Genomic DNA, 22,593 nt, shown 5'->3' on the forward strand with positions numbered 1-22,593 from the left:
AGGCCCTGCTACCGGCTGCTGATGGTGCCGCGCTCCACGTGCCCCGCCTGCGGCGGCACCACGGACCCGCCGAAGGCGAACTCGCGGAGCTTGCGCCACACACCGTCCGCGCCCTGCTCGTAGAGGGCGAAGCCGGTGCAGGGCCAGTCGGCCTCGTAGTCGGCGAGCTCCTCGAACGCGCGGTCCATCGCCGCCTCGTCGATGCCGTGCGCGACGGTGACGTGCGGGTGGTAGGGGAACTGCAGTTCGCGTGACACGGGGCCGGAGGCGTCACGGACCTGCTTCTGCAGCCAGGTGCACGCCTCGGCGCCCTCGACCACGCGCACGTACACGACGGGTGACAGGGGCCGGAACGTCCCGGTGCCCCGCAGCCGCATCGGGAACGGCCGGCCGGCCGCGGCGACCTCGGTCAGATGCGCCTCGACGGCCGCCAGGGCGTCGCCGTCGATCTCCGTCGGCGGCAGCAGGGTGACGTGGGTGGGGATGCCGTGCGCCGCGGCGTCGCCGAAGCCCGCGCGCAGCTGCTGGATCTGGCTGCCGTGTGGCTCCGGGACCGCGATCGACACGCCGATCGTTACGGTCCCCACGTCGTCTCCTGTCGTCGTGACGGATTTGTTCTCAGCCGTCCGGCTATCGACTGTACGGCCACGGCTGTGTTGGGGGCAGGCGCAACCGTAGTGATGTGCAGCGCTCTGCCCAGTGGTACGTCGGTACGCGGGTGCGTCAGTGCTTGGCGGGCAGGAAACCCACCTTGTCGTACGTCTGCGCGAGGGTCTCCGCGGCGACGGCGCGCGCCTTCTCCGCGCCCTTGGCGAGGATCGAGTCCAGCGTCTCCGAGTCGCCGAGGTACTGCTCGGTGCGCTCCCGGAAGGGCGTCACGAACTCCACCATGATCTCGGCGAGGTCCGTCTTGAGCGCGCCGTACATCTTGCCCTCGTACTCCCGCTCCAGCTCGGCGATCGACTTGCCGGTGAGGGTGGAGTGGATGGTGAGCAGGTTGCTGACGCCGGGCTTGTTCTCGGCGTCGTAGCGGATGACGGTGTCCGTGTCGGTGACCGCGCTCTTGACCTTCTTGGCGGTGGCCTTGGGGTCGTCGAGGAGGTTGATCAGGCCCTTCGGCGTGGACGCCGACTTGCTCATCTTGATCGTCGGGTCCTGCAGGTCGTAGATCTTCGCCGTCTCCTTGAGGATGTACGGCTTCGGGATCGTGAAGGTCTCGCCGAAGCGGCCGTTGAAGCGCGTGGCGAGGTCGCGGGTCAGCTCGACGTGCTGGCGCTGGTCCTCGCCGACGGGAACCTCGTTGGCCTGGTAGAGCAGGATGTCGGCGACCTGCAGGATCGGGTACGTGAACAGGCCGACGCTCGCCCGGTCGGCACCCTGCTTGGCGGACTTGTCCTTGAACTGGGTCATGCGGGAGGCCTCGCCGAAGCCGGTGAGGCAGTTCATGACCCAGGCCAGCTGGGCGTGCTCGGGGACGTGGCTCTGGACGAAGAGCGTGCAGCGCTCGGGGTCGAGGCCCGCCGCGAGGAGCTGGGCGGTGGCGAGCCGGGTGTTGGCGCGCAGCTCGGCCGGGTCCTGCGGGACCGTGATCGCGTGCAGGTCGACGACCATGTAGAACGCGTCGTGGGTCTCCTGCAGGGCCACCCACTGACGGACGGCGCCGAGGTAGTTGCCGAGGTGGAACGAGCCTGCGGTGGGCTGGATTCCGGAGAGCACGCGGGGACGGTCTGAGGCCATGCTCACCATTCTCTCAGGTCTGGGGGGCCGATCCGGAACACGTGGGAAACAGGTGGGAACCGATCCGTCCTGCGCGGTGTAACAAGAGTGTGAGAACGCGGGAGGGGGGCCGCATCGTCGATGAGGCCGCGGTGATCGCCCGGGTGCGCGCCGGAGAGCCGGAGGCGTACGCGGAGCTGGTGCGGGCCCATACGGGCATCGCGCTCAGGGCGGCCGCGGCGCTCGGGGCGGGTGCGGACGCGGAGGACGTGGTGCAGCAGGCCTTCGTCAAGGCGTACTGCGCGCTGGGCAGGTTCCGGGAGGACAGGGCCTTCAAGCCGTGGCTGTTGTCGATCGTCGCCAATGAGACGAGGAACACAGTGCGTACGGCTGCCCGGCAGCGCACGCTCGCCGGCCGGGAGGCGGCCTTCGTGGAGGCGGAGCCGCTGATACCGGAATCGGCGGACCCGGCGGTGGCGACCCTGCACACGGAGCGCCGCGCGGCCCTCCTCGCCGCCCTGGAGCAGTTGAGCGAGGAGCACCGCCTGGTCGTCACCTACCGCTATCTCCTGGAGATGGACGAGTCCGAGACGGCCCAGGCCCTGGGCTGGCCGCGCGGGACGGTCAAGTCCCGCCTCAACCGCGCCCTGCGCAAACTGGGCCGGCTCCTGCCGGATTTCGAGTCCCGGGAAGGGGGTGAAGAGCGTGAGTGAGGGACGGGAGGCGTACGGCGGTGAGGGCGGCCGGGGGCCGGTGGGCGCCGGCGGCCGGGGTCCGCGCGGCCGGGGCGGCGACCGGGGTGCGGGAGCGCGGGGGCGTGACCGGTGGCGTCGTGAGGACGGTGCCGCCCGGCTGCCGGACGAGTTGCGGGCGCTGGGCCGGTCACTGGACCCGGACGGCGCGGAAGGCTCGGAGGGCGCGGGCCGCGGCGACGGTTCCTTCGGCTCCGAGACGATGGTCGAGCGGGTGCTCGGGCAGATACTGGCCGAGCATCTGGCGGTCCCGGTCGCCGAACACCGGGGCGCCCGGGAGCGGCTGCGTGCGGTCCGGCGCTGGACGCGGACGCGGTGGCGCTCGCTGACCGCGGCGCTGTGCGGCCTGCTGACGGTGCTCGCGCTCACGCCTCCGGTGCGGGCCGCGGTGCTGGACTGGTTCGACTACGGCGGGGTGCAGGTGCGGTACGACCCGTCGGCGGTGCCTTCGGCGGGTGCCGAGGTGCCCGGCTGCGGCAGGTCGGTCTCACTCGGTCAGGCGCGGCGCCGGGCCGGCTTCGAGCCACTGGTCCCGGACCGGCTCGGGATGCCGGACACGGTGACGGTGACGGGCGAGCCGCACGGACGGTTCCTGGTGAGCCTGTGCTGGCGGGAGGGCGGGCGGGGCGGGCGGACGATCCGCCTGGACGAGTTCCCGGCCTCGCTCGACGCGGGGTTCACCAAGCGGCTGCGGGAGTCACCGGAGTGGATCGGGCTGGGCGGGAAGCCCTCGGCGTCCGGTGTGCAGCGCTACGCCCTGTGGTTCGCCCACCCGCATCTGCTGAGCTTCTGGCTGGTCGACGCGGACGGCGACCGTTTCACCCGAAAGGAGCGGACCGCGGGGCCGACACTGCTGTGGACCCACCCGAGCGGCGACGGCCGCGGCGAGGTGACGCTGCGGTTGGAGGGGGTGGCGTCCAGATCCAGGGCGGTGGAGATCGCGAAATCCCTCGAGACGTCGGCGTCGGCGCCTCCGCGGAAATCTTCCCGTTGATGTGCGGAGGGTGGGAACCCCGGCGGGTCGGGCGGTGTACCAGAAGTGACACGCGGCTCGCGGTGGGCCGCAGGGAGCGACTGGCTGGGGGATCGCATGTGGAGGGGTCTGGTTCGTGAACTGACGGCCGTGGCGGGAGCGTTGGCGGTCGTGTTGGGGGTGGGGATGGCCGGTCGGGCTGCGGCTTCGGGGCATGACGGTGACTCCTCGGTGCCGCGGCCGTCGCAGGACGCCCAGGCTTCACCGCGGGTTCCGGGCCGGGACGTCCCGGATCTGGCGATGATCGTCGCGGGTGGCACCGGGCGGACGGCGGTGCTGCGGTCCCCTGAGCCGGCCTTCGCCCGGCTTCGGGAGCTGCTGCGGCCGACGTACGAGGGGACGGAGCGAGTGCCGGCGAGCTGGAACGAGGACCGCTATCCGCCGGTGGAATTCACGGTGATCTGGGGGCTGACAGGGGTCGGAGGCTGGCCGCAGACCAACCGGGCGCCGGGTGATGACGTGGCCGTCGAGCGGCAGGACCAGCTGTTCGTGGCGCCGGACGGCACGCCCTGGATACGCAGCGATCCCGCGCCGGACGTCCAGGACGACGACATCCGCTGGCATCGGGCACCGCGCTCGGTGTTCGTCCGGCTGGAGCAGGAGAGGGTGCTCAGCGGGCTGGGCGGGGCGGGGCGCGCTGACGACGGGGGTGCCGAAGACGCGGCCGGGCGGGGGGCCGCTCGGGCGGAGTCCGGCCGGGACGGTGTCCGGTGGGCGGTTGCGGGGCTGGCCGTGGGGATCGCCGTCGGGGCGGGCGGCACCGTGCTGATACGCCGCGCGGCGGCCCGGCGAGATGCGGGGCCGCCGCGGGAGGAACCACGACAGGAGCTCATCGATCTGTGAAGGCCGACCTGTGAGAGCCGATCTCCGGGAGTCGCCGGTCCTTGACAACTCAAGAGGGTGCGTCGCGCGAGGGGCGCGTTCAGCCCAGGTCGATCTCCGGGTACAGCGGGAAGCCGGCCACGAGGTCGGTCGCGCGGTGGGAGATCTCGTCCGCGATCTTCGGGTCGAGGACGTGCTGGGCCTTGGACGGCGCGCCCGACTTGGTGGTGCCGGGCTCCGCCGTGGTCAGGACACGGTCGATGAGGCCGGCGACCTCGTCCATCTCGGCGGTGCCCAGTCCGCGGGTGGTCAGGGCGGGGGTGCCGACGCGGATGCCGGAGGTGTACCAGGCGCCGTTCGGGTCGGCGGGGATGGCGTTGCGGTTGGTGACGATGCCGGACTCCAGCAGCGCGGCCTCGGCCTGACGGCCGGTGAGGCCGTAGGAGGTGGCGACGTCGATCAGGTTGAGGTGGTTGTCCGTGCCGCCGGTGACGAGGGTGGCGCCGCGTCGCATCAGGCCGTCCGCCAGCGCACGGGAGTTGTCGACGATGCGCTGGGCGTAGTCCTGGAACGAGGGCTGCCGGGCCTCGGCGAGGGCGACGGCCTTGGCTGCCATCACGTGCGGGAGCGGGCCGCCGAGCACCATCGGGCAGCCGCGGTCGACCTGGTCCTTGAGGGAGTCGTCGCACAGCACCATGCCGCCGCGCGGGCCGCGCAGTGACTTGTGGGTGGTGGTGGTGACGATCTGGGCGTGCGGGACCGGGTCGAAGTCGCCGGTCAGCACCTTGCCCGCGACCAGACCGGCGAAGTGCGCCATGTCCACCATCAGGGTCGCCCCGACCTCGTCGGCGATCTCCCGCATGATCCGGAAGTTCACGAGGCGTGGGTAGGCGGAGTAGCCGGCGACGATGATCAGCGGCTTGAAGTCGCGGGCGGACGCGCGCAGCGCCTCGTAGTCGATCAGGCCGGTGGCCGGGTCGGTGCCGTAGGAGCGCTGGTCGAACATCTTGCCGGAGATGTTCGGGCGGAAGCCGTGGGTCAGATGGCCACCGGCGTCCAGGGACATGCCGAGCATGCGCTGGTTGCCGAAGGCCTGCCGCAGTTCGGCCCAGTCGGCCTCGCTGAGGTCGTTGACCTGGCGGACGCCGGCCTTCTCCAGGGCGGGGGTCTCGACGCGCTGGGCGAGCACGGACCAGAAGGCGACGAGGTTGGCGTCGATGCCGGAGTGCGGCTGGACGTAGGCGTGCCGGGCGCCGAAGAGTGCCTTGGCGTGGTCGGCGGCGAGGGACTCGACGGTGTCCACGTTGCGGCAGCCGGCGTAGAAGCGGCGGCCGATGGTGCCCTCGGCGTACTTGTCGCTGAACCAGTTGCCCATCGCGAGCAGGGTGGCCGGGGAGGCGTAGTTCTCGGAGGCGATCAGCTTGAGCATCTCGCGCTGGTCGGCGACCTCCTGGCCGATGGCGTCGGCCACGCCGGGCTCGACGGCGCGGATCACGTCGAGGGCTGCGCGGAAGGCGGTGGACTCGGTGGAGAGGGGCTGCTGCTCTGTCATGTCGTCGGCCTCCGGGTGGCGTGGCTTGAAGCGTTCACGGTTCACGGTTGGCCCAGGCGCACGGCACTCGCTCACTCGCAGGCCGCTCCCCGATGGTCGGTCCCATCCCAGCGCGCCAGTCACGGCCCGTCGGCCAGCCTACCGGCCGTGCCGCACGCGTGAGATCCCACGTCCACCATGCGAGCGAGGATAGGAAGGGGGCCACACCGTCGACCTCACCACCGTCCCCTCTCGGCACCGTCTGGAGATCCCGTGACCGCTACGGAGACACTCATCGCCGCCGCCGACGCGCACAGCGCGCACAACTACCACCCGCTGCCCGTGGTCGTCGCCTCGGCCGACGGCGCCTGGATGACGGATGTGGAGGGGCGGCGCTATCTGGACCTGCTGGCCGGCTACTCCGCCCTCAACTTCGGCCACCGCAACCGACGGCTGCTGGAAGCGGCGAAGGCTCAGCTGGACCGGGTGACGCTCACCTCGCGGGCGTTTCACCACGATCGGTTCGCCGCGTTCTGCGAGCAGCTCGCAGAGCTGTGCCGCATGGAGATGGTGCTGCCGATGAACACGGGCGCCGAGGCGGTGGAGACCGCGGTGAAGACGGCCCGGAAATGGGGCTACCGGGTCAAGGGCGTGCCCGCGGAGATGGCGAAGATCGTCGTCGCGGGCAACAACTTCCACGGCCGTACGACGACCCTCATCAGCTTCTCGACCGACACGGAGGCCCGGGCCGACTACGGGCCGTACACGCCGGGCTTCGAGATCGTGCCGTACGGGGATGTGACGGCGATGCGTTCGGCGGTCACGGAGAACACGGTGGCCGTGCTGCTGGAGCCGATCCAGGGCGAGGCGGGGGTGCTGGTGCCGCCTGCGGGATATCTGCGGGCGGTGCGGGAGCTGACGCGGGAGCGGGATGTGCTGTTCGTCGCCGACGAGATCCAGTCGGGGCTGGGACGGACGGGGCGGACCTTCGCGTGCGAGCACGAGGGCGTGGTGCCCGACATGTATGTGCTCGGAAAGGCGCTGGGCGGCGGAATCGTGCCGGTGTCGGCGGTGGTGTCGAGCGCGGCGGTGCTCGGGGTGTTCCGGCCCGGGGAACACGGGTCGACGTTCGGCGGGAATCCGCTGGCCTGTGCGGTGGCACTGGAGGTGATCGCGATGCTGCGGACGGGCGAGTTCCAGGCACGGGCGGCGGAGCTGGGCGGGCATCTGCACCGGGAACTGGGGGCGTTGGCCGGGACGGGCCGGCTGACCGCGGTGCGCGGACGGGGTCTGTGGGCCGGCGTCGACGTCCATCCGCGCCACGGCACCGGTCGCGAGGTGTCCGAGAAGCTGATGGACCGGGGTGTGCTGGTCAAGGACACCCATGGCGCGACGATCCGGATCGCGCCGCCGCTGGTCATCACCGAGGAGGACCTGGACTGGGGCCTGGCCCGCCTGCGGGACGTGCTCGGCGAGTGAGACGCCCTCCATCGACGCCGGCGCCACCACGCACGACCGTCACCGCACGCGGCCACACGCACCGCTTGTCGGGGTCGGCGGAGCAGGCGGCGCGGGTGGCGGCGAGCAGGCCCATGCCGCCGAGTACGACCGTGCCCGACCGGAGTTGTCTGCGTGCGTCCGCCATGGCGTGTCTCCCCGTTGATGTGACCGTCGGTGTGGCTGTGGCTGTGGCTGTGGTGTGGTTGTGGGTGCGGCCGCTTGCGGCGGCCCTCTGGCCGCCGGCCTGGAGATCGAGAGGAGATCGGCCCCCGGCACCCCCACTCCGGACGCTCTCCCCTACAGTCACTTTGTGATCTTTGGGATGGTGTGCGCGCTCGGAGCGGCGGTCTGTTTCGGTACGGCGACGGTGCTGCAGGCGGTCGCCGCGCGGGCCGCGACCACCGGTGGCGGCGGTGAGGCCGCACTGCTGCTGCGGGCGCTGCGGCAGTGGCGGTATCTGGCCGGACTCGGGCTGGACGGGCTGGGGTTCCTGCTGCAGATCGCGGCGCTGCGGTCGCTGCCCATCTACGCGGTCGCCGCGGCCCTGGCGTCCAGCCTGGCGGTGACCGGGGTGGTCGCGGCACGGCTGCTGCACGTGCGGCTGAGCCGGATGGAGTGGAGTGCGGTCGGCGTGGTGTGCGCCGGACTCGCGATGCTGGGACTGGCGTCGGGCGCCGAGGGGGATCGCCACGGCTCCATGGCGCTGAAATGGGCGATGCTCGCGATCGCGGTGGCGGTGCTGACGCTCGGGCTGTTGAGCGGACGCTGGTCCGGGCGGGGACGGGACCTGGTGCTGGGACTGGGGGCCGGATTCGGGTTCGGGGTGGTCGAGGTGGCGGTCCGGCTGATCGACTCGCTCGCACCGCTGGAGCTCCTCGCCAACCCGGCGACGTACGCCCTGCTGATCGGTGGCGGCGCCGCCTTCCTGCTGCTGACCTCGGCGTTGCAGCGCGGTTCGGTCACCACGGCCACCGCCGGCATGGTCATCGGCGAGACGCTCTGGCCGGCGACGGTGGGCGTGGTGTGGCTCGGCGACCGGACGCGGGAGGGGCTTGCCTGGCTGGCGGTGCTGGGGTTCCTCGTCGCGGTGGCGGGAGCGCTGGCACTGGCACGGTTCGGCGAGGCACCGACTCCGTCCGAACCGGAGACCTCCCAGGGTTCAACTGCGGGACCGCCGGCCGCCTGAGCGGCTGAGGCCGACGCACTGAACGGCTGAAGCCGACGGCAGCGGCCGGGGCCGGTGCGCTGAGCGGCCGGCGACCGGCGGCCTTACCGCTGAGACCGACGGCCTGAGCGACTGAGCCCGAGGCGCGAGCGGCTGAGACCGGCGACCGGTGCCGCCGAGACCGACACGCGAGCGGCCGAGACCCCCGCCCCGCACCACCGAGACCGACCCCGAGCCGCTAAGACCGACGCCCCGGAGCCGCCGAGACCGACGCACGAGCGGCTGAGGCCGCCGCCCCACGCAAGCGAGGCCGACGCACCACCGAGACCCACACACGAGCCGCCGAGACCGACGCCCCACGCAACCGAGGCCGGCGCGCTGGGCCGGTCCCCCACCCACGTGCCGGTGCTCAGCCCATCGCCTCCATGATGCCGTCCCACAGGCGTGACCTGGCCTCCAGGGCGAGGATCGCCGTCTCGACGGCCTGCTCCCAGCGGGTGTCGTCGGTGCCGCAGAGGTCGGCGACCATCTGCATGGCCATGGGGGTGTGTTCCTCGCCGTCGACCTCGATGTGGCGGGCGAGGTAGTCGCAGAAGAGCGGGAAGCGTTCCGTGCCCTCCTTCTTGATGACCTGGTCGAACATGTCGGGGATCAGGTCCTCGCGGGAGAAGGCGAAGGCGGCGGCCCGGCAGTGCAGGGGGCGGTCCTCGATGATGCCGAAGGTCGTGCGCACGAAGTCGGACGCGGGGAGCGGGACTTGGGCGCCGCGCAGTGCGGCCGGCACGCCGTGACCCTCCCCAATCAGGCCGAGGAAGGTGTCGATACGCGTCGCGTCGGCCCCCGCCTCCTCCATGCCGGCGCGGTAGAGCTCGAAGTGGCTGGTGAAGCCGCCGTTCAGCTCGTCGCTCTCCTCGACGAGGACGATGTCGTTGATGAGGCGCCGGCTGACCTGTGAACCACGCGGACGCCAGGGGACGTCGACGCAGGTGAGTTCGCGTTGCAGCGACTTCAGCAGGGACATGAAGTCCCACACCGCGAAGACGTGGTGGGCCATGAACGTGGCCATGTCGGCCCGGCTGTTTATCTGCCGGTAAATCGGGTGCGCGGTCACTTCTTTTCGTGCTGGTTCGATCACGGAACGGGCCCGGTCGATTCCTTCGTGCTGCATGTCCCAGTCGTACCTGGACATGATTCTCCTTCGGTCGGGGGAAGGCGATCGTGCAGCTTTTACCAGTTACTCGGCAAGCGCTTCCAAAAATTTCGCGGAAGTTACCTCAAGTACAGTTCCCTACAACACGTCAAGGCGCCCAAAAGGCTGATAAACAGCCACTATCCGGACACTCGAAAAAACCGTCGTTGAAAATTGAACGCCATGTGGAGATCTTGCGTACCAGTCGTCGTGAGCAGCAATCCCGTCACCGTCACCGTGGCCTACCACGTGGTGCCGGGCCGAGAGGCCGACTTCCACTCGTGGGGGTGGGCGATGCTGGGCGCGAGCGCTCAACAGCCGGGCTTCCTGGGGGGTGGCGTCCTTGTCGACCGAGAGGCGGAGTGGCATGTGGTCTATCGCTTCGCCAGTGATGACACGGCTCGGACCTGGGAGGACTCCGCCGAGCGGGCGCAGTGGGATGTACGGACGGCGGGCTTCGCCAGGCAGGCGGAGCGCCGGAGCGTACGCGGGTCCAAGGTGTGGTTCGACTCCCAGACCATCGCGCCGAAGGCGCCGACCCCGCCTCCGAAATGGAAACTCTGGTTCATCAACATGAGCGCGGTTTTTCCGCCGGTGCTCCTGTTCAATCTGCTTGTCATTCCCTATCTCGGCGGACTCAATCCGCTCGTCCGCACACTGCTGTTGTGCCTGTGTGTGACGGCCCTCGTCACCTGGATCCTCATGCCACGGCTTCAGCGTTTCTTCAAGAAATGGCTGTATCCACCGCTCCAGGCACTGCGGGGACGGCACAAAAGACGGACCGCATAGGCCCGGAACGAAAAAAGGGAGGTGGGCGGGTGAAGACCCTGCTCATCGACAATTACGACTCGTACACGTACAACCTGTTCCAGCTGATCGCCGAGGTCAACGGCGAGGAACCGGTTGTGGTCCTGAACGACGTCGCCGACAGAATTCCCGATCTGGTGGGGTATCTCGCGGAATTCGACAATGTCGTCATCTCGCCGGGGCCCGGGCACCCCGCCGAACCTCGGGACTTCGGGCTCAGTGCCGCCGTGCTCGTCGTGTCCCCGATCCCCGTGCTCGGGGTCTGTCTGGGGCACCAGGGCATGGCGCTCGGCGAGGGGGCCCGGGTGGAACCCGCCCCTCAGCCACGGCACGGGCATCTGTCCACGGTCCGGCACGACGGACGGGACCTGTTCCTGGGGCTGCCGCAGGACTTCACCGCGGTGCGTTACCACTCGCTGGCCGTGCCCGAGCCGCTCCCGGAGACCCTGGAGGCCACCGCCTGGGCGGAGGACGGTGTGCTGATGGGGGTCAAGCACCGGAGCCGACCGCTGTGGGGGGTGCAGTTCCATCCGGAGTCGGTGCTGACCGAGTACGGCCACCGCATGCTCGTCAACTTCCGCAATCTGACGGCGGAACGGGCCCGTAAGCAGCGTACGAAGAACACCGCCGTCACCCCGGCCGTGGCGGCGATCCCCCAGCCGGCGGTCCCGCGTCCCCGGCACGCCGCCTCCCCGGCCTCCGCGCCGGCCATCCCCCGCCCCCGGCGCGCGACCCCCGCCTACCGTCTGCACACCCGGCGCATCGCCGGCGCGGTCGACCCGGAGGCGGCCTTCACGCGGATGTACGGGACCTCACGGCGGGCGTTCTGGCTGGACAGTGCCCTGGTGGAGGAGGGGCTCGCGCGGTTCTCGTTCTTCGGGGACGACAGCGGGCCGCTGGCGGAGTTCGTCCGTTACGACGTCGACAGCGGCCGGTGCAAGATCGAGCGGGCCGGGCGGCCGCCGCGCAAGGTGGCAGCGAGCGTCTTCGACTATCTGCGACGGCAGTTGACGAGCCGTCGAGTGGACGGCACCGGGCTGCCCTTCGACTTCACGGGGGGTTATGTCGGCTACTTCGGCTACGAGACGAAGGCCGACTGCGGGTCACCGAACCGGCACTCCTCCGACGTGCCGGACGCCTGTTGGCTGTTCGCGGACCGGATCGTCGCGGTGGACCATCTGAAGGGGTTCACCTACGCGGTCTGTCTCGCCGAGGACACCCCGCAGGCCGCGCGGGAGGCCGAGGACTGGCTCGAGAGCGCGCTGGCGCAGCTGTCGTTCGTCGCCGCCGAGTCCGAACCGTCCCCGCTGCCCGCGCGGGCGGAGCCCGATCTCGGCGCCGCGGAGCCCTGGCTGGTGCGGGACCGGGCGACGTATCTCGCGGACATCGAGGCGTGCCGACGGGAGTTGCGCAAGGGCACCAGCTACGAGATATGCCTGACGAACGCCGCGCGGTTACCCGCCCCGCCGGACGCGTTCGACTTCTACCGGGTGCTGCGGCGGGTGAACCCGGCGCCGTACGCGGCCTTCCTGCGGTTCGGGGACGTGGACGTGGCCGGCTCCTCCCCCGAGCGGTTCCTGCGGATCACCCGGGACGGCGTCGCCGAGGCGCGGCCCGTCAAGGGCACCGCGCCCCGGGGTGAGGGGCCCGAGGAGGACGCCCGGCTGCGGGACGCGCTGGCGGCGGACGCGAAGACCCGCGCCGAGAACCTGATGATCGTCGATCTGCTCCGCAACGACCTGGGCCGGGTCTGCCGGACCGGCTCGGTGCGGGTGACCCGGCTGATGGCCACCGAGACGTACGCGACGGTGCACCAGCTGGTCTCCACCGTCGAGGGACGGCTGCGGGAGGGCACGGACGCGGTGGACTGCGTACGGGCCTGCTTCCCCGGCGGCTCGATGACCGGGGCGCCCAAGCTGCGCACCCTGGAGATCATCGACTCCCTGGAGACGGAGGCCCGGGGTGTGTACGCCGGCGCTCTCGGCTACCTGGGGTGCAGCGGGGGCGCGGATCTCAACATCGTCATCCGTACGGCCGTGTTCGCGGACGGGCTGATGCAGCTGGGGGCCGGGGGCGCGATCGTCCTGGACTCCGATCCGGTCGCCGAGTACGACGAGATGCTGCTGAAGACGGCGGCCCAGATGCGGGCCCTGCACCTGCATACGGCGGAACGGATCCGTGAGCAGCGGCAGCACGCCTCGGCCCGTGCCGACGCCCGTCAGGAGCGCGCGGCGAGCGAGGAGCCGGTGCGATGACGACTCCGCAGAGCACGCTGGCCCCGGCCGACTTCGACGCGCCCGGCAACCTGGCCGCGCAGCTCGCCGGGCTCGCCGAGTGGCGGGGCTGGACCGACCGGCCCGCCTTCCACCAGGGGCACCGGGTGTGGACCCACGGTCAGGTGCACGCCCTGGCGGCGAAGGCGGCGACCGTGCTCGAGGGGCACGGGGTGCGGCCCGGGGACCGGGTGGTGCTGGCGCTGCCCGACGGGATCGCCTGGGTGACGGCGTTCCTCGCCACCGCCCGGCTCGGCGCCGTCGCCGTCCTGGTCAACCCCGAACTCCCCGCCGCCGACCAGGCGTTCATGGCCGCGGACACCACCGCCGTGCTGTGTGTGACGGGACCGGGCCCGGAGGACCGCTTCGCGGGCCGGGAGCGGCTCGGCGCCGACCAGCTCCTCGCGCTCAGTGCCTCCGCCGGACCGGCCCCGGCCCACCCGGTCGACGCGCACACACCGCTGTATGTGCAGTACACGTCCGGTACGACGGGCCGTCCAAAGGGTGTGGTGCACACGCACGGCGACCCGAAGACGTACCACGACCTCATCGGGCGGCGGCTGCTGCGGATCACCCGGGACGACGTCACCCTGTCGGTGTCGAAGCTGTACTTCGCCTACGGCTTCGGCAACGCGTTCGTCTTCCCGCTCTTCTCCGGCTCCTCCGCCGTGCTGGTGGACCGGCGTCCGACCCCGGCCGCCGTGGACGCGCTGGTCGCCCGGCACCGTGTGACGCTGCTGTACTCGGTACCGTCCGCCTACGCCGCGCTGGTGGCCGACCGGGGCAGCGGGCACGAGGCCTGCTTCGCCTCCGTGCGGGCCGCGGTGTCGGCCGGCGAGGGGCTGCCGGACGGGCTCGGCGGACGCATCACCGAGCTGCTCGGGGCGCCGGTGCTGGAGCAGATCGGCTCCACCGAGGCCGGTCACGCCTTCTGCGCCAACGGTTTCGAGCACAATCACCCGGGCACCGTCGGGCGTCCCGTGCCCGGTTTCGAGGTGGAGCTGCGCGACCGCGCGGGCCGGCCGGTCCCGGACGGCATCGAGGGCGAACTGTGGGTGCGCGGCCCGACGGTGACCCCCGGTTACCTCAACCGTCCCGAGGAGACGGCCCGCACCCTCGTCGGCGGCTGGCTCGCCACGCACGACCGGGCGGTGCGCGAACCGGACGGCGCCTACCGGCACCTCGGCCGGGCCGACGACATGGAGATGGTCGGTGGGATCACCGTCTCCCCGCTGGAGGTGGAGGCGGTACTGCGCACCCATCCGGCGGTGCGGGAGGTCGCGGTCGTGACCGTCACCGACGGCACCGGCGTCAGCCGGCTGCGCGCCTTCGTCGTCCCCGTCACGCCCGTCCCGGACGGTCTGCGGGACGACCTCCTGCGCCTGGCGCGCGAACAGCTCGCCGCCTTCAAGGTGCCCCGCAGCGTGAGCCTGGTGGCGTCCCTGCCCCGCACCCCCACCGGCAAGCTCCGCCGTCACCTCGTCCGCCAGGGCGCCTGGTGACCGTCACTGAAGGGAACGGCCAGATGCGACAGCAGCAACCACCGCTCGCCGACCGGGGGTTCTACCTGGGTCAGGTGTTCCGCCGGGCGGCCGACCGGCACGGAGCCGTCTTCGTCACCCTGGACCGGCCGCTGGACACCCACCCCGCCCTCGGCGTCGACCTCACCTACTCGGCGCTCGCGGACGCCGTCGAGGACCTGTCGGGCCGACTGTGGGCGGCCGGGGTACGGCCCTCGGAGCAGGTGGTCGTGCACAAGACGGACAACGTCGACATCGTGTTGCTGACCTGCGCGATCTCCCGGATCGGCGCGGTGCCGGTGCTGCTGTCCCCGGCCTTGTCGGGCGAGGTGGTGGGGCAGTTGACCGAGCGGCTGCGCGAGCCTTGGCTGATCACCGACCGGGCCAAGCTGGAGGGGCCGCTGAAGGGGCTGAAGCCCGCCGTGCGGTGCGTGGTGTCCGTGGACGACGCGCCCGGCGCCGAGCCCCTGGCCGAGCACGCGGGCGCCGAACGCCCGGCCCCGGTGCGTCTGCATCCGCGCGAACCGTCGCTCATCACCCACAGTTCGGGCACGACCGGCTTGCCCAAGCTCGCCGTGCACTGCGCGAACACCATGTGGAACCGGCTGGTGCCGCAGAAGGCGATGGGCTGGCCGACGCGCGGCGAGACGGCCGCGCTGCACATGTCGTTCGTGCACTCGCGCTTCTACCATCTGCTCGGCGTGCTGCTGCACTTCGGCAGTCCGCTGGTGCTGATCACCGACCCCGACCCGGCCACCGTGGGACCCCTGCTCACCCGGCACCGGCCCGGCATCGTCGAGACCCACCCCAACACCTTCGTGCTGTGGGAGGAGTTGGCGGACGCAGCGGGCGCGCCCCTGTCACGGGTGAAGTCGTACGGCTCGACGTTCGACGCGATCCATCCGCGCACGGTACGGCGGCTGCTGGACGCCTCCAGGCGCCGTACGCCCTGGCTGATCCAGCTGTACGGGCAGAGCGAGACCGGGCCGGTCGCCTTCCAGTGGTTCACCCGGCGCAGTGCCGCGCGCGCGGACGGACGGCGGGTCGGGATCGCGATACCGGGGTTCACCCGGGTGCGGGTCACCGGGCCCGACGGGCGGCCCGTGGCGCCGGGCACGCCCGGACGGATCGAGGCGCGCACCCGGGGACGGATCCTCACGTATCTCGGCATGCGGGACCGCTACGACCGGCAGCTGAACGACGGCTGGTGGGAGATGGGCGACATGGGGCATCGCAGCCGCTTGGGCGCCCTGTACCTGATCGACCGGGAGATCGACCGGATTGACTCCGTGCACAGCAATCTGGAGGTCGAGGACGCGCTGATGGACCGCCTGGAGGAGCTGCGTGAGGTCGTCATCGTGCCGGGCGCGGACCGGGAGCCGGTGCCGGTGGTGTGTGTACGGGGCGAGCGGCCACTGGACCCGGAGCGCTGGCGGGAGGCGACCGCCGATCTGCCGGCGTTGGCCGAGCCTCGGCAGTGGCGGTTCGAGGAACTGCCGATGACCGCGACCTGGAAGGTCAAGCGGGTGGAGATCAGCCGGATGCTGACGGAGGGCGCACGCGCGTGATTCCGGTCGTGGTGGTCGGCGCCGGGCCCGTGGGGCTGTCGGCGGCGCTCGGGCTGCGGGCGCGCGGGCTGCCGGTGGTGCTGCTGGAGGCGGACGCCGAGGGCCGCGAACGGCCGGGCAGCCGGGCCCTGTTCGTGCACCGCGAGACTCTCGCGCTGCTCGACGGGATGCTGCCGGGGCTGGCCGGGGAGATCACGGCGTACGGGCGTGTCTGGCAGACGAAACGGACCCTGTACCGGGGGCGGGAGGTGTACTCCCGCACCTTCCCGCCCCCGTCCGGCCCGCCGCCCTTCACCAGCCTGCGTCAGGTGGACACCGAGCGCTTTCTGCGGGGGGCCTGCGAGCGGGCGGGGGTGGAGTTCGTGTGGGGCACGCGCGTCACGGGCGTGCGGACGACACCGGACGAGGCGGTGCTGACCTGCGCGGACGGGCGGGAGTGGGGCTGCGGGTACGTCGTGGCGGCGGATGGCGCGCGGTCGGCCGTGCGGCGGGGGCTGGGCATTCCCATGGAGGGCGAGCGGGGCGAGGGCTTCCACGTGGTCGTCGACGTGGCGGAGGCCGAGGGCGCCGAGCCGGTGTCCGAGCGGGTCTTCCACTACGAGCATCCGGGCGTCGGCGGGCGCAGTGTGATGCGGGTGCCGTTCGCCGGGGGGTTCCAGGTCGATCTGCAGTGCCGGGACGACGACGCGCAGGAGGACTTCGGCACCCGGGAGACGGTACGCAGGTGGCTGCCGGCGGTCGTGGGCGACGGATACGCCGAGCGGATCCTGTGGGTGTCGACGTACCGCTTCCTGCGGATGGTGGCGGCCTCCTTCACGGATCAGCACCGGCGGGTGCTGCTCGTCGGTGAGGCGGTGCACCTCTTCCCGCCGTTCGGGGCGCGCGGGATGAACAGCGGGATCGCGGACGCGGCGGCGGCCGCGGAGGCGGTCGCTGCGGGTACGGCGGACGCGGTCGGCGAGTTCGCGCGAGTGCGGCGGGCCGCGGGGCTGTTCAACAGCGCCGCCGCCCAGACCGCGCTGGACCATCTGCGGCCCCGGCGCCGGATCGTCCGGGCCAGACAGCGCGCGGCGGCGGTCCTCGCGCCCGTGCTGCCCTGGTGCGGGGCATGGCTGGAGCACGCGCCGTACGGGCCGCGGAACGGAGCCCCGGTGGTCGCCGGCGGCAAGTACTGAGGGAGGAGCAGCTGTGACGCAACCTGTCATCGCCGAGGGGTTGTCGGCGTGGACGCCCGCCGGTGGGCTGGCTCCGGCGGGCGAGCCCGGCGGGCGGCTGCTCGTCGCGGACTCGTGGCTGGTGCGGGACGGCAGGGTGCGCGGTCTGGAGCGGCACCGGGAGCGGTTCCTGCGGGCCTGCGGAGAGGTCGGCGGGCCGCCGCTCCGACGGCTGCTGGAGTTCTGGCGGGACGTGACCGACGCGCTGCCGCGGACGGGCGAGTGGTTCCCGCGTGTCGAACTGGCTCCGGGCGGCACGGAGTTGCGGCTGCTGCTGCGGCACGCGCCACCGCTCGCGACCGGTGTACGGGTCTGGGCCACGGGCCAGTCCGACCCGCGGACCGTGCCCCGCCGCAAGGGCCCGGACCTGGACACGCTGGCCCGGGTCCGCAGACGCGCCTCGGGCGAGGGAGCCGACGAGACGGTGCTCGTCGCGCCGTCCGGAGTGGTGCTGGAGGCGGCCACGGCCAGCGTGCTGTGGTGGGAGGACGACACGCTGTGTCTCCCCCCGCCCCAGCTGCCCGTCCTGCCCGGCGTCACGGTCGCCCTCATCCAGGAGCGGGCCCACCGTGAAGGCGTCCGGCTCGCCCACCGCACCCGGACCGTGGCCGAACTGGACGGCCGCGAGGTGTGGCTCGTCAACGCGCTCCACGGGATCCGGCCGGTGACGGACTGGGTGGGCGGGTCGATCAAGGCGGCCCCCGCGACCCACGCCCCGGAATGGCGCTCCTGGCTGGACGACATCATGGAGCCGCTGCCGGAGAAATAGCCGGAAAAGCGGGAAAGGGCGCATGGAATACGGGCATCGGCGCGGATCGCCGATGCCCGTATCAGGTATTCCTGTATCCGGCCCTATTCATGTGTCCGACCCTATTCCTGGGATCGGCCCTATTCCTGGGACCGGCGTTATTTATTGGCGGGCTGATAACCGCCCGGTGCCATCCGGGTGGCGATGGCGATGCGGTTGTAGGCGTTGATGACGGTGGCCGCCCAGATGAGTGCCGCGATCTGGTCCTCCTCGAAGACCTCGGCGGCCTCCGCGTAGACGGCGTCCGGCACCCGGCCGTCGTGGACCAGGGTCACGGCCTCGGTCAACGCCAGTGCGGCGCGCTCGCGTTCGGTGAAGAAGGGGGTCTCCCGCCAGGCGTTCAGGGCGTAGATCCGCTGCTCCGTCTCGCCCGCCGCCCGCGCGTCCTTGGTGTGCATGTCGAGGCAGAACGCGCAGCCGTTGATCTGCGAGGCGCGAATCCTGATCAGTTCCAGGAGTTCCGGTTCGACCTTGGCGTCCTGGGCCGCGGAAACGGCGGCGGTGTGCAGGGAGCCCATCGCCTTGGAGACGTCGGGGGTGATTTTCTTGAGGGGCACACGGGATATCGCGTCACTGTTGCTCATGGGGCGACTCTATCCGCGCGACCGCATTCGGGAATGCTGAATGAGGCAATTACGGCGGCGTCATTCGGGCAGTGCCGCGCACAGGGCGTCCAGCGCCCCCGACCAGGCGTGGTCCGGCGGTGTCCCGTAGCCGACGACCAGCGCGTCGCGCCGCTCGACCCTCGCCTCGGGGTGCTGGTAGCGGTGCAGCCCGTGCACCGCGAGCCCCTGCCAGGCCGCCGCCCGCAGCGCCTCCTGCTCGGTGCCCGGCGGGAGCCGCAGGACGACGTGCAGCCCGGCCGCGATGCCGGTGGCGCGGACCTGCGGGGCGCTGCGGGCGAGCCGGGCCACCAGCGCGTCGCGGCGGCGCCGGTAGCGCAGCCGGGCGGCGCGTACATGGCGGTCGTAGGCGCCGGAGGTGAGGAACTCGGCGAGGGTCAGCTGGTCCAGCGCCCCGCAGCTGTCCACCCTGCCCTTGGCCTTCACCGCCTCCCGCACCCATCCCGGGGGCAGGACCAGCCAGGCCAGCCGGAGGCCGGGGGCGAGGGACTTGCTGGCCGTGCCGGCGTAGACGACGTGTTCGGGGTCGAGGCCCTGGAGGGCGCCGACGGGCTGGCGGTCGTAGCGGAACTCCCCGTCGTAGTCGTCCTCGATCACCAGGCCCCCGGTGCGGCGGGCCCAGTCGACGACGGCCGCCCGCCGGTCCCGGTGCAGGGTGTGGCCCATCGGGAACTGGTGGGCGGGCGTGAGCAGGACGGCGCCCTGGTCCGCCAACTCGCCCGGGTCCGTGCCCCGTTCGTCGAAGGGCAACGGGACCGTGCGCAGGCCGGCCTCGGCGAGCAGGTGCCAGTGGACGTGGAGCCCGTACGACTCGACGGCGACCGTGCCGGCGCCGTGTGCGCGCAGGACGGCGGCGAGGATCCGCAGTCCGTGTGAGATGCCGGCGCAGACCAGGATGTGGTCCGGGTCGGCGCGCACGCCCCGGGCGCGGGCGAGGTAGTGCGCGAGGGCGGTGCGCAGTTCGGCGCGGCCGCGCGGGTCGCCGTAGTCCAGGGCCTGGTGGGGGGCGGCGGCCAGGGCGCGGCGGGCGGCCTTGAGCCACTCGGCGCGCGGGAAGGAGGCGAGGTCGGGCAGACCCGGGACCAGGTCGTAGGCGGGGCTGCTCGGGGCGCGCGGGTGCGGCGGGGGCGCGGAGGGCGGACTGACCGGGCGGTCGGCCACCCGGGTGCCGGAGCCCTGCCGTGCGGTGAGCCAGCCCTCCGCGACCAGGTCGGCGTAGGCCTCGGCGACCGTGTTGCGGGCGACACCCAGGTCGGCGGCGAGGCTGCGGGAGGAGGGCAGCCGGGTGCCGGGGGCCAGCCGGCCGGTGCGGACCGCCTCGCGCAGGGCGTCGGTCACGCCCCGGCGCACGCCCGGTCCCGTCGGCTCCAGATGCAGGTCGACACCCAAAGTGGCCCATGATTTTGCCATGGAAATGGACCATACCCCTGGGCTGCCTCGCTTCTAGGGTCGAGGACATGACCACAGAGCAGACCACCGAGTACGCGCCCGAGCGGCCCGCCCGGCTGCGCTGGGCCCAGCACGCGCCCGAGGTCTACAAGGCGATGGTCCGCCTCGAGGCGGCCGCCAGGCAGGGCCTGGACCCCAGGTTGTACGAGCTGGTGAAGATCCGGGCCTCGCAGATCAACCACTGCGCCTTCTGCCTGGACATGCACACCAAGGACGCGCTCGCGGCCGGGGAGAGCGTGGAGCGGGTCGTCCAGCTGGGCGCCTGGGAGGAGTCGAAGCACTTCTACACGGAGAAGGAGCTCGCGGCGATCGAGCTGACCGAGGCGGTCACCGTCCTGACCGACGGATTCGTGCCCGACGAGGTGTACGACCACGCGGCCAAGCACTTCGAGGAGGCCGAGCTGGCCCAGCTGATCGCCGCGATCACCGTGATCAACGCGTGGAACCGGTTCGGCGTGACCACCCGGATGGCACCGGGCCACTACACGCCGGGGCAGCACCAGTGAGCCGTACGCAGGTGCTCGACCGTGCCGTCGGACAGGCCATGTCGGCACTCAGCGCGGCGGCGAAGCGGGGGCTCGGGGATCCCGCCCTCGCCGAACTGGTCGTCATCCGGGCCTCGCAGCTCAACCACTGCGCCTTCTGCCTGGACATGCACCTCACCATCGCCCGCGAACACGGGGTGAGCGAGAAGCAGCTGGATCTGCTGGCCGCGTGGGAGGAGGCCGGGGACGTCTTCGACGAGCGGCAGCGGGCCGCGCTCGCGCTGACGGAGGCGATCACCGTGCTGACGGAGGGCTTCGTACCCGATGAGGTGTACGACCGTGCGGCCGAGCACTTCGACGACGGCCGGCTCGCCCATCTCGTCGGCCTGGCCGTCGCCATCAACAACTGGAACCGGGTGATGGTCGGCCGCCGGATCCCGCCGGGAGGGTACACACCATGAGCAAGGTCGATGTCTTCCGCGCCCTGCACCGCGGCCGCCTCCCCGGCGACCCTCTCATGCTGCCGGGACCGTGGGACGCGGTCAGCGCGCGGACGCTGGAGGAGGCCGGGTTCCCGGCGCTCGCCACGCCCAGCGCGGGGATCGCGGCCTCGCTCGGGTACGAGGACGGGTCGACCCCGGCCGACGAGATGTTCGCTGCGGTGGCGCGCATCTGCCGGGCGGTGGACGTGCCCGTGTCGGCCGACGTCGAGGGAGGGTACGGGCTGGCGCCGACGGAGCTGGTGGAGCGGCTGCTGGCGGCCGGTGCCGTCGGCTGCAACCTGGAGGACTCGCACCGGGGCGTGCTCAAGGACCCGCGCGAGCACGCCGACTGGCTGGCCCGGGTGCGGTTCGCGGCCGGTGACCAGCTGTTCGTCAACGCCCGCGTCGACACCTTCGCGTACGGCGACGGCGATCCCGCACGGGCCATCGAGCGGGCCGCGTTGTACGTCGCCGCGGGCGCCGACTGCGTCTATCCGATCGGCGCCCCGACGAACGTACTGCCCCTGCTGCGGTCCGGCATCCAGGGCCCGATCAATGTGAACGCCACCCTGGAGGGCGGCCCCGAGCCCTCCGAACTCGGTGAACTCGGGGCCACGCGCATCACCTTCGGGCCGACCCTGCAGCGCTGGGCCGCGCTGGCGTTCAAGGGGATGACGGACGAGCTGAGGAAACGCTGGTGATCAGGACAGCCACGCCTTCCATGTGGACGCGTGGCCGTCCACCCACTTCTTCGCCGCCTGTTCGGGCGACAGTTTCTGGTCGGCGATCATCAGGGAGACCTCGTTCTGGTCCTCGGTCGTCCATTTGAACTTCTTCAGGAAGGCGGCCGCCTTGCCGCCCTTCCTCGCGAAGTCGGCGTTGAGGTACTTCTGCAGCGGGGTGTGCGGATACGCGCAGGCGACCTTGGCCGGGTCCGCGTCGCAGCCCTCCTTGTACGGCGGCAGCTTCACCTCGGTCATGGGGACCTTCTTGAACAGCCACTGCGGGGCGTACCAGTACGTCAGGAAGGGCTTCTTCTCCTTGGCGAACTGTTTCATCTGGGTGATCTGCGCGGCCTCCGAACCGGCGAACACCACCTGGTAGTTCAGCTTCAGGTTCGTCACCAGCGCCTTGTCGTTGGTGACATACGACGGCGAGCCGTCCATCAGCTGGCCCTTGCCGCCGCTCTCCGCGGTGCGGAAGAGGGAGGCGTACTTGTTGAGGTTCTTCCAGTCGGTGATGTCGGGGTGCTGCTTGACCAGGTACGTCGGCACGAACCAGCCGATGTGCCCGGTCACCCCGAGGCCGCCGCCGCGCGCGATGGTCTTCTTGTCGTCGACGTACCGCTTCTCCTGGTCGGGGTGGCCCCAGTCCTCCAGGATCGCGTCGACCCGGCCCTGGCTGAGCGCGTCCCAGGCGGGGACCTCGTCGACCTGCACGGTGTCGACGCGGTAGCCGAGCTTGTGCTCCAGCAGGTACTGGGCGACGGCCACGTTGGCCTGCGCGCCCACCCAGGACTGCACGGAGAGGGTCACGCTCCCGGTGCCCCCGGCGTTGGCGAAGGGGGACGCCTGCTTGGTCATGTCGGCGGCGCCGCAGCCGGTGAGCAGCGCCAGCGAGGCGACCGCGGCGGTCGTGGTGACGCGCAGTCGCATG

General features: G+C 71.8%; 21 protein-coding genes and 1 riboswitch. Of the genes, 14 read left to right on the forward strand and 7 right to left on the reverse strand.

Going from position 1 to position 22,593, the window contains the following annotated elements:
* Positions 1-8 precede the first annotated feature (8 nt).
* Positions 9-587, reverse strand: a complete 579-nt coding sequence (locus tag ABZ453_RS18485) for a 2'-5' RNA ligase family protein (RefSeq protein ID WP_133043147.1) — start codon at positions 585-587, stop codon at positions 9-11.
* A gap of 136 nt (positions 588-723) precedes the next feature.
* A complete protein-coding gene (gene trpS, locus ABZ453_RS18490; protein WP_359016007.1) occupies positions 724-1,737 on the reverse strand; it encodes a tryptophan--tRNA ligase in 1,014 nt (337 codons plus the stop codon).
* A gap of 89 nt (positions 1,738-1,826) precedes the next feature.
* On the opposite strand from trpS, the gene ABZ453_RS18495 reads away from it, so the two are divergent.
* The 3 genes from ABZ453_RS18495 to ABZ453_RS18505 all read left to right on the forward strand — a co-directional run bounded on the left by ABZ453_RS18495 (position 1,827) and on the right by ABZ453_RS18505 (position 4,344).
* A complete protein-coding gene (locus tag ABZ453_RS18495) occupies positions 1,827-2,429 on the forward strand; it encodes an RNA polymerase sigma factor (RefSeq protein ID WP_359016008.1) in 603 nt (200 codons plus the stop codon).
* A 139-nt stretch (positions 2,430-2,568) separates the two neighbouring features.
* Complete coding sequence (locus tag ABZ453_RS18500) at positions 2,569-3,462, forward strand: hypothetical protein (RefSeq protein WP_359016105.1); 894 nt, start codon at positions 2,569-2,571, stop codon at positions 3,460-3,462.
* Positions 3,463-3,627: 165 nt separating this feature from the next.
* A complete protein-coding gene (locus tag ABZ453_RS18505) occupies positions 3,628-4,344 on the forward strand; it encodes a hypothetical protein (protein ID WP_359016009.1) in 717 nt (238 codons plus the stop codon).
* Between the two features lie 79 nt (positions 4,345-4,423).
* Here ABZ453_RS18505 and ABZ453_RS18510 read toward each other — a convergent pair whose 3' ends face one another.
* Positions 4,424-5,875, reverse strand: coding sequence for a glycine hydroxymethyltransferase (locus ABZ453_RS18510; RefSeq protein ID WP_359016010.1), 1,452 nt, complete (start codon positions 5,873-5,875; stop codon positions 4,424-4,426).
* Positions 5,876-5,918: 43 nt separating this feature from the next.
* Positions 5,919-6,008, reverse strand: a riboswitch (ZMP/ZTP riboswitch).
* Between the two features lie 119 nt (positions 6,009-6,127).
* Here ABZ453_RS18510 and rocD point away from each other — a divergent pair.
* Positions 6,128-7,333, forward strand: coding sequence for an ornithine--oxo-acid transaminase (rocD, locus tag ABZ453_RS18515; RefSeq protein ID WP_359016011.1), 1,206 nt, complete (start codon positions 6,128-6,130; stop codon positions 7,331-7,333).
* Positions 7,334-7,676: 343 nt separating this feature from the next.
* Positions 7,677-8,540 carry a DMT family transporter gene (locus ABZ453_RS18520; protein ID WP_359016106.1) on the forward strand — a complete coding sequence of 288 codons (864 nt, stop codon included), beginning with the start codon at positions 7,677-7,679 and terminating at the stop codon, positions 8,538-8,540.
* A gap of 388 nt (positions 8,541-8,928) precedes the next feature.
* Here ABZ453_RS18520 and ABZ453_RS18525 read toward each other — a convergent pair whose 3' ends face one another.
* Positions 8,929-9,708: a DUF3050 domain-containing protein gene (locus tag ABZ453_RS18525; RefSeq protein WP_359016012.1), complete on the reverse strand. Its 780-nt coding sequence runs from the start codon at positions 9,706-9,708 to the stop codon at positions 8,929-8,931.
* 183 nt (positions 9,709-9,891) lie between these two features.
* Here ABZ453_RS18525 and ABZ453_RS18530 point away from each other — a divergent pair, with 183 nt between their 5' ends.
* The 6 genes from ABZ453_RS18530 to ABZ453_RS18555 are packed head-to-tail and all read left to right on the forward strand — an operon-like array spanning position 9,892 to position 17,859.
* Positions 9,892-10,497, forward strand: coding sequence for a hypothetical protein (locus ABZ453_RS18530; RefSeq protein ID WP_359016107.1), 606 nt, complete (start codon positions 9,892-9,894; stop codon positions 10,495-10,497).
* Positions 10,498-10,526: 29 nt separating this feature from the next.
* Positions 10,527-12,770: an aminodeoxychorismate synthase component I gene (gene pabB, locus ABZ453_RS18535; protein ID WP_359016013.1), complete on the forward strand. Its 2,244-nt coding sequence runs from the start codon at positions 10,527-10,529 to the stop codon at positions 12,768-12,770.
* A complete protein-coding gene (locus tag ABZ453_RS18540; RefSeq protein ID WP_359016014.1) occupies positions 12,767-14,290 on the forward strand; it encodes an AMP-binding protein in 1,524 nt (507 codons plus the stop codon). Before pabB ends, ABZ453_RS18540 begins: the two co-directional genes overlap by 4 nt.
* 23 nt (positions 14,291-14,313) lie before the next feature.
* Positions 14,314-15,876 carry a class I adenylate-forming enzyme family protein gene (locus ABZ453_RS18545; protein ID WP_359016015.1) on the forward strand — a complete coding sequence of 521 codons (1,563 nt, stop codon included), beginning with the start codon at positions 14,314-14,316 and terminating at the stop codon, positions 15,874-15,876.
* Entirely contained in the window at positions 15,873-17,051 is a 1,179-nt protein-coding gene (locus ABZ453_RS18550; protein WP_359016016.1) for an FAD-dependent monooxygenase, read from the forward strand. The genes ABZ453_RS18545 and ABZ453_RS18550 overlap by 4 nt, the downstream gene beginning before the upstream one ends.
* Positions 17,052-17,064: 13 nt before the next feature.
* Positions 17,065-17,859: an aminotransferase class IV gene (locus tag ABZ453_RS18555; RefSeq protein ID WP_359016017.1), complete on the forward strand. Its 795-nt coding sequence runs from the start codon at positions 17,065-17,067 to the stop codon at positions 17,857-17,859.
* 137 nt (positions 17,860-17,996) lie between these two features.
* Here ABZ453_RS18555 and ABZ453_RS18560 read toward each other — a convergent pair whose 3' ends face one another.
* Positions 17,997-18,482 carry a carboxymuconolactone decarboxylase family protein gene (locus ABZ453_RS18560; protein ID WP_359016018.1) on the reverse strand — a complete coding sequence of 162 codons (486 nt, stop codon included), beginning with the start codon at positions 18,480-18,482 and terminating at the stop codon, positions 17,997-17,999.
* A gap of 60 nt (positions 18,483-18,542) precedes the next feature.
* Positions 18,543-19,931, reverse strand: a complete 1,389-nt coding sequence (locus tag ABZ453_RS18565; RefSeq protein ID WP_359016019.1) for a PLP-dependent aminotransferase family protein — start codon at positions 19,929-19,931, stop codon at positions 18,543-18,545.
* A gap of 47 nt (positions 19,932-19,978) precedes the next feature.
* Between ABZ453_RS18565 and ABZ453_RS18570 the strand changes: the two genes are divergently transcribed.
* Genes ABZ453_RS18570 through ABZ453_RS18580 form a run of 3 tightly spaced genes read left to right on the forward strand, consistent with a single transcriptional unit; the run spans position 19,979 to position 21,638 of the window.
* Positions 19,979-20,476: a carboxymuconolactone decarboxylase family protein gene (locus ABZ453_RS18570; protein ID WP_359016020.1), complete on the forward strand. Its 498-nt coding sequence runs from the start codon at positions 19,979-19,981 to the stop codon at positions 20,474-20,476.
* Positions 20,473-20,916, forward strand: a complete 444-nt coding sequence (locus ABZ453_RS18575) for a carboxymuconolactone decarboxylase family protein (RefSeq protein WP_359016021.1) — start codon at positions 20,473-20,475, stop codon at positions 20,914-20,916. The genes ABZ453_RS18570 and ABZ453_RS18575 overlap by 4 nt, the downstream gene beginning before the upstream one ends.
* Entirely contained in the window at positions 20,913-21,638 is a 726-nt protein-coding gene (locus ABZ453_RS18580) for an isocitrate lyase/phosphoenolpyruvate mutase family protein (protein ID WP_359016022.1), read from the forward strand. Before ABZ453_RS18575 ends, ABZ453_RS18580 begins: the two co-directional genes overlap by 4 nt.
* Here ABZ453_RS18580 and ABZ453_RS18585 read toward each other — a convergent pair whose 3' ends face one another.
* A complete protein-coding gene (locus ABZ453_RS18585; RefSeq protein WP_359016023.1) occupies positions 21,639-22,592 on the reverse strand; it encodes an ABC transporter substrate-binding protein in 954 nt (317 codons plus the stop codon).
* Between the last annotated feature and the right edge of the window lies 1 nt (position 22,593).

Origin of the sequence: Streptomyces sp. NPDC005799 (assembly GCF_040630525.1) — a bacterium.
Lineage (GTDB): Bacteria > Actinomycetota > Actinomycetes > Streptomycetales > Streptomycetaceae > Streptomyces > Streptomyces griseorubiginosus_B.

Excerpts from the sequence above, each read along its gene's own strand:
- trpS (WP_359016007.1), bottom strand. The coding sequence starts at position 1,737 with ATGGCCTCAGACCGTCCCCGCGTGCTCTCCGGAATCCAGCCCACCGCA.
- ABZ453_RS18585 (WP_359016023.1), bottom strand. The coding sequence starts at position 22,592 with ATGCGACTGCGCGTCACCACGACCGCCGCGGTCGCCTCGCTGGCGCTG.
- ABZ453_RS18530 (WP_359016107.1), top strand. The coding sequence starts at position 9,892 with ATGTGGAGATCTTGCGTACCAGTCGTCGTGAGCAGCAATCCCGTCACC.
- ABZ453_RS18545 (WP_359016015.1), top strand. The coding sequence starts at position 14,314 with ATGCGACAGCAGCAACCACCGCTCGCCGACCGGGGGTTCTACCTGGGT.
- ABZ453_RS18580 (WP_359016022.1), top strand. The coding sequence starts at position 20,913 with ATGAGCAAGGTCGATGTCTTCCGCGCCCTGCACCGCGGCCGCCTCCCC.
- ABZ453_RS18565 (WP_359016019.1), bottom strand. The coding sequence starts at position 19,931 with ATGGCAAAATCATGGGCCACTTTGGGTGTCGACCTGCATCTGGAGCCG.
- ABZ453_RS18520 (WP_359016106.1), top strand. The coding sequence starts at position 7,677 with ATGGTGTGCGCGCTCGGAGCGGCGGTCTGTTTCGGTACGGCGACGGTG.
- ABZ453_RS18540 (WP_359016014.1), top strand. The coding sequence starts at position 12,767 with ATGACGACTCCGCAGAGCACGCTGGCCCCGGCCGACTTCGACGCGCCC.
- ABZ453_RS18505 (WP_359016009.1), top strand. The coding sequence starts at position 3,628 with ATGGCCGGTCGGGCTGCGGCTTCGGGGCATGACGGTGACTCCTCGGTG.
- ABZ453_RS18510 (WP_359016010.1), bottom strand. The coding sequence starts at position 5,875 with ATGACAGAGCAGCAGCCCCTCTCCACCGAGTCCACCGCCTTCCGCGCA.
- ABZ453_RS18525 (WP_359016012.1), bottom strand. The coding sequence starts at position 9,708 with ATGTCCAGGTACGACTGGGACATGCAGCACGAAGGAATCGACCGGGCC.
- ABZ453_RS18570 (WP_359016020.1), top strand. The coding sequence starts at position 19,979 with ATGACCACAGAGCAGACCACCGAGTACGCGCCCGAGCGGCCCGCCCGG.
- ABZ453_RS18560 (WP_359016018.1), bottom strand. The coding sequence starts at position 18,482 with ATGAGCAACAGTGACGCGATATCCCGTGTGCCCCTCAAGAAAATCACC.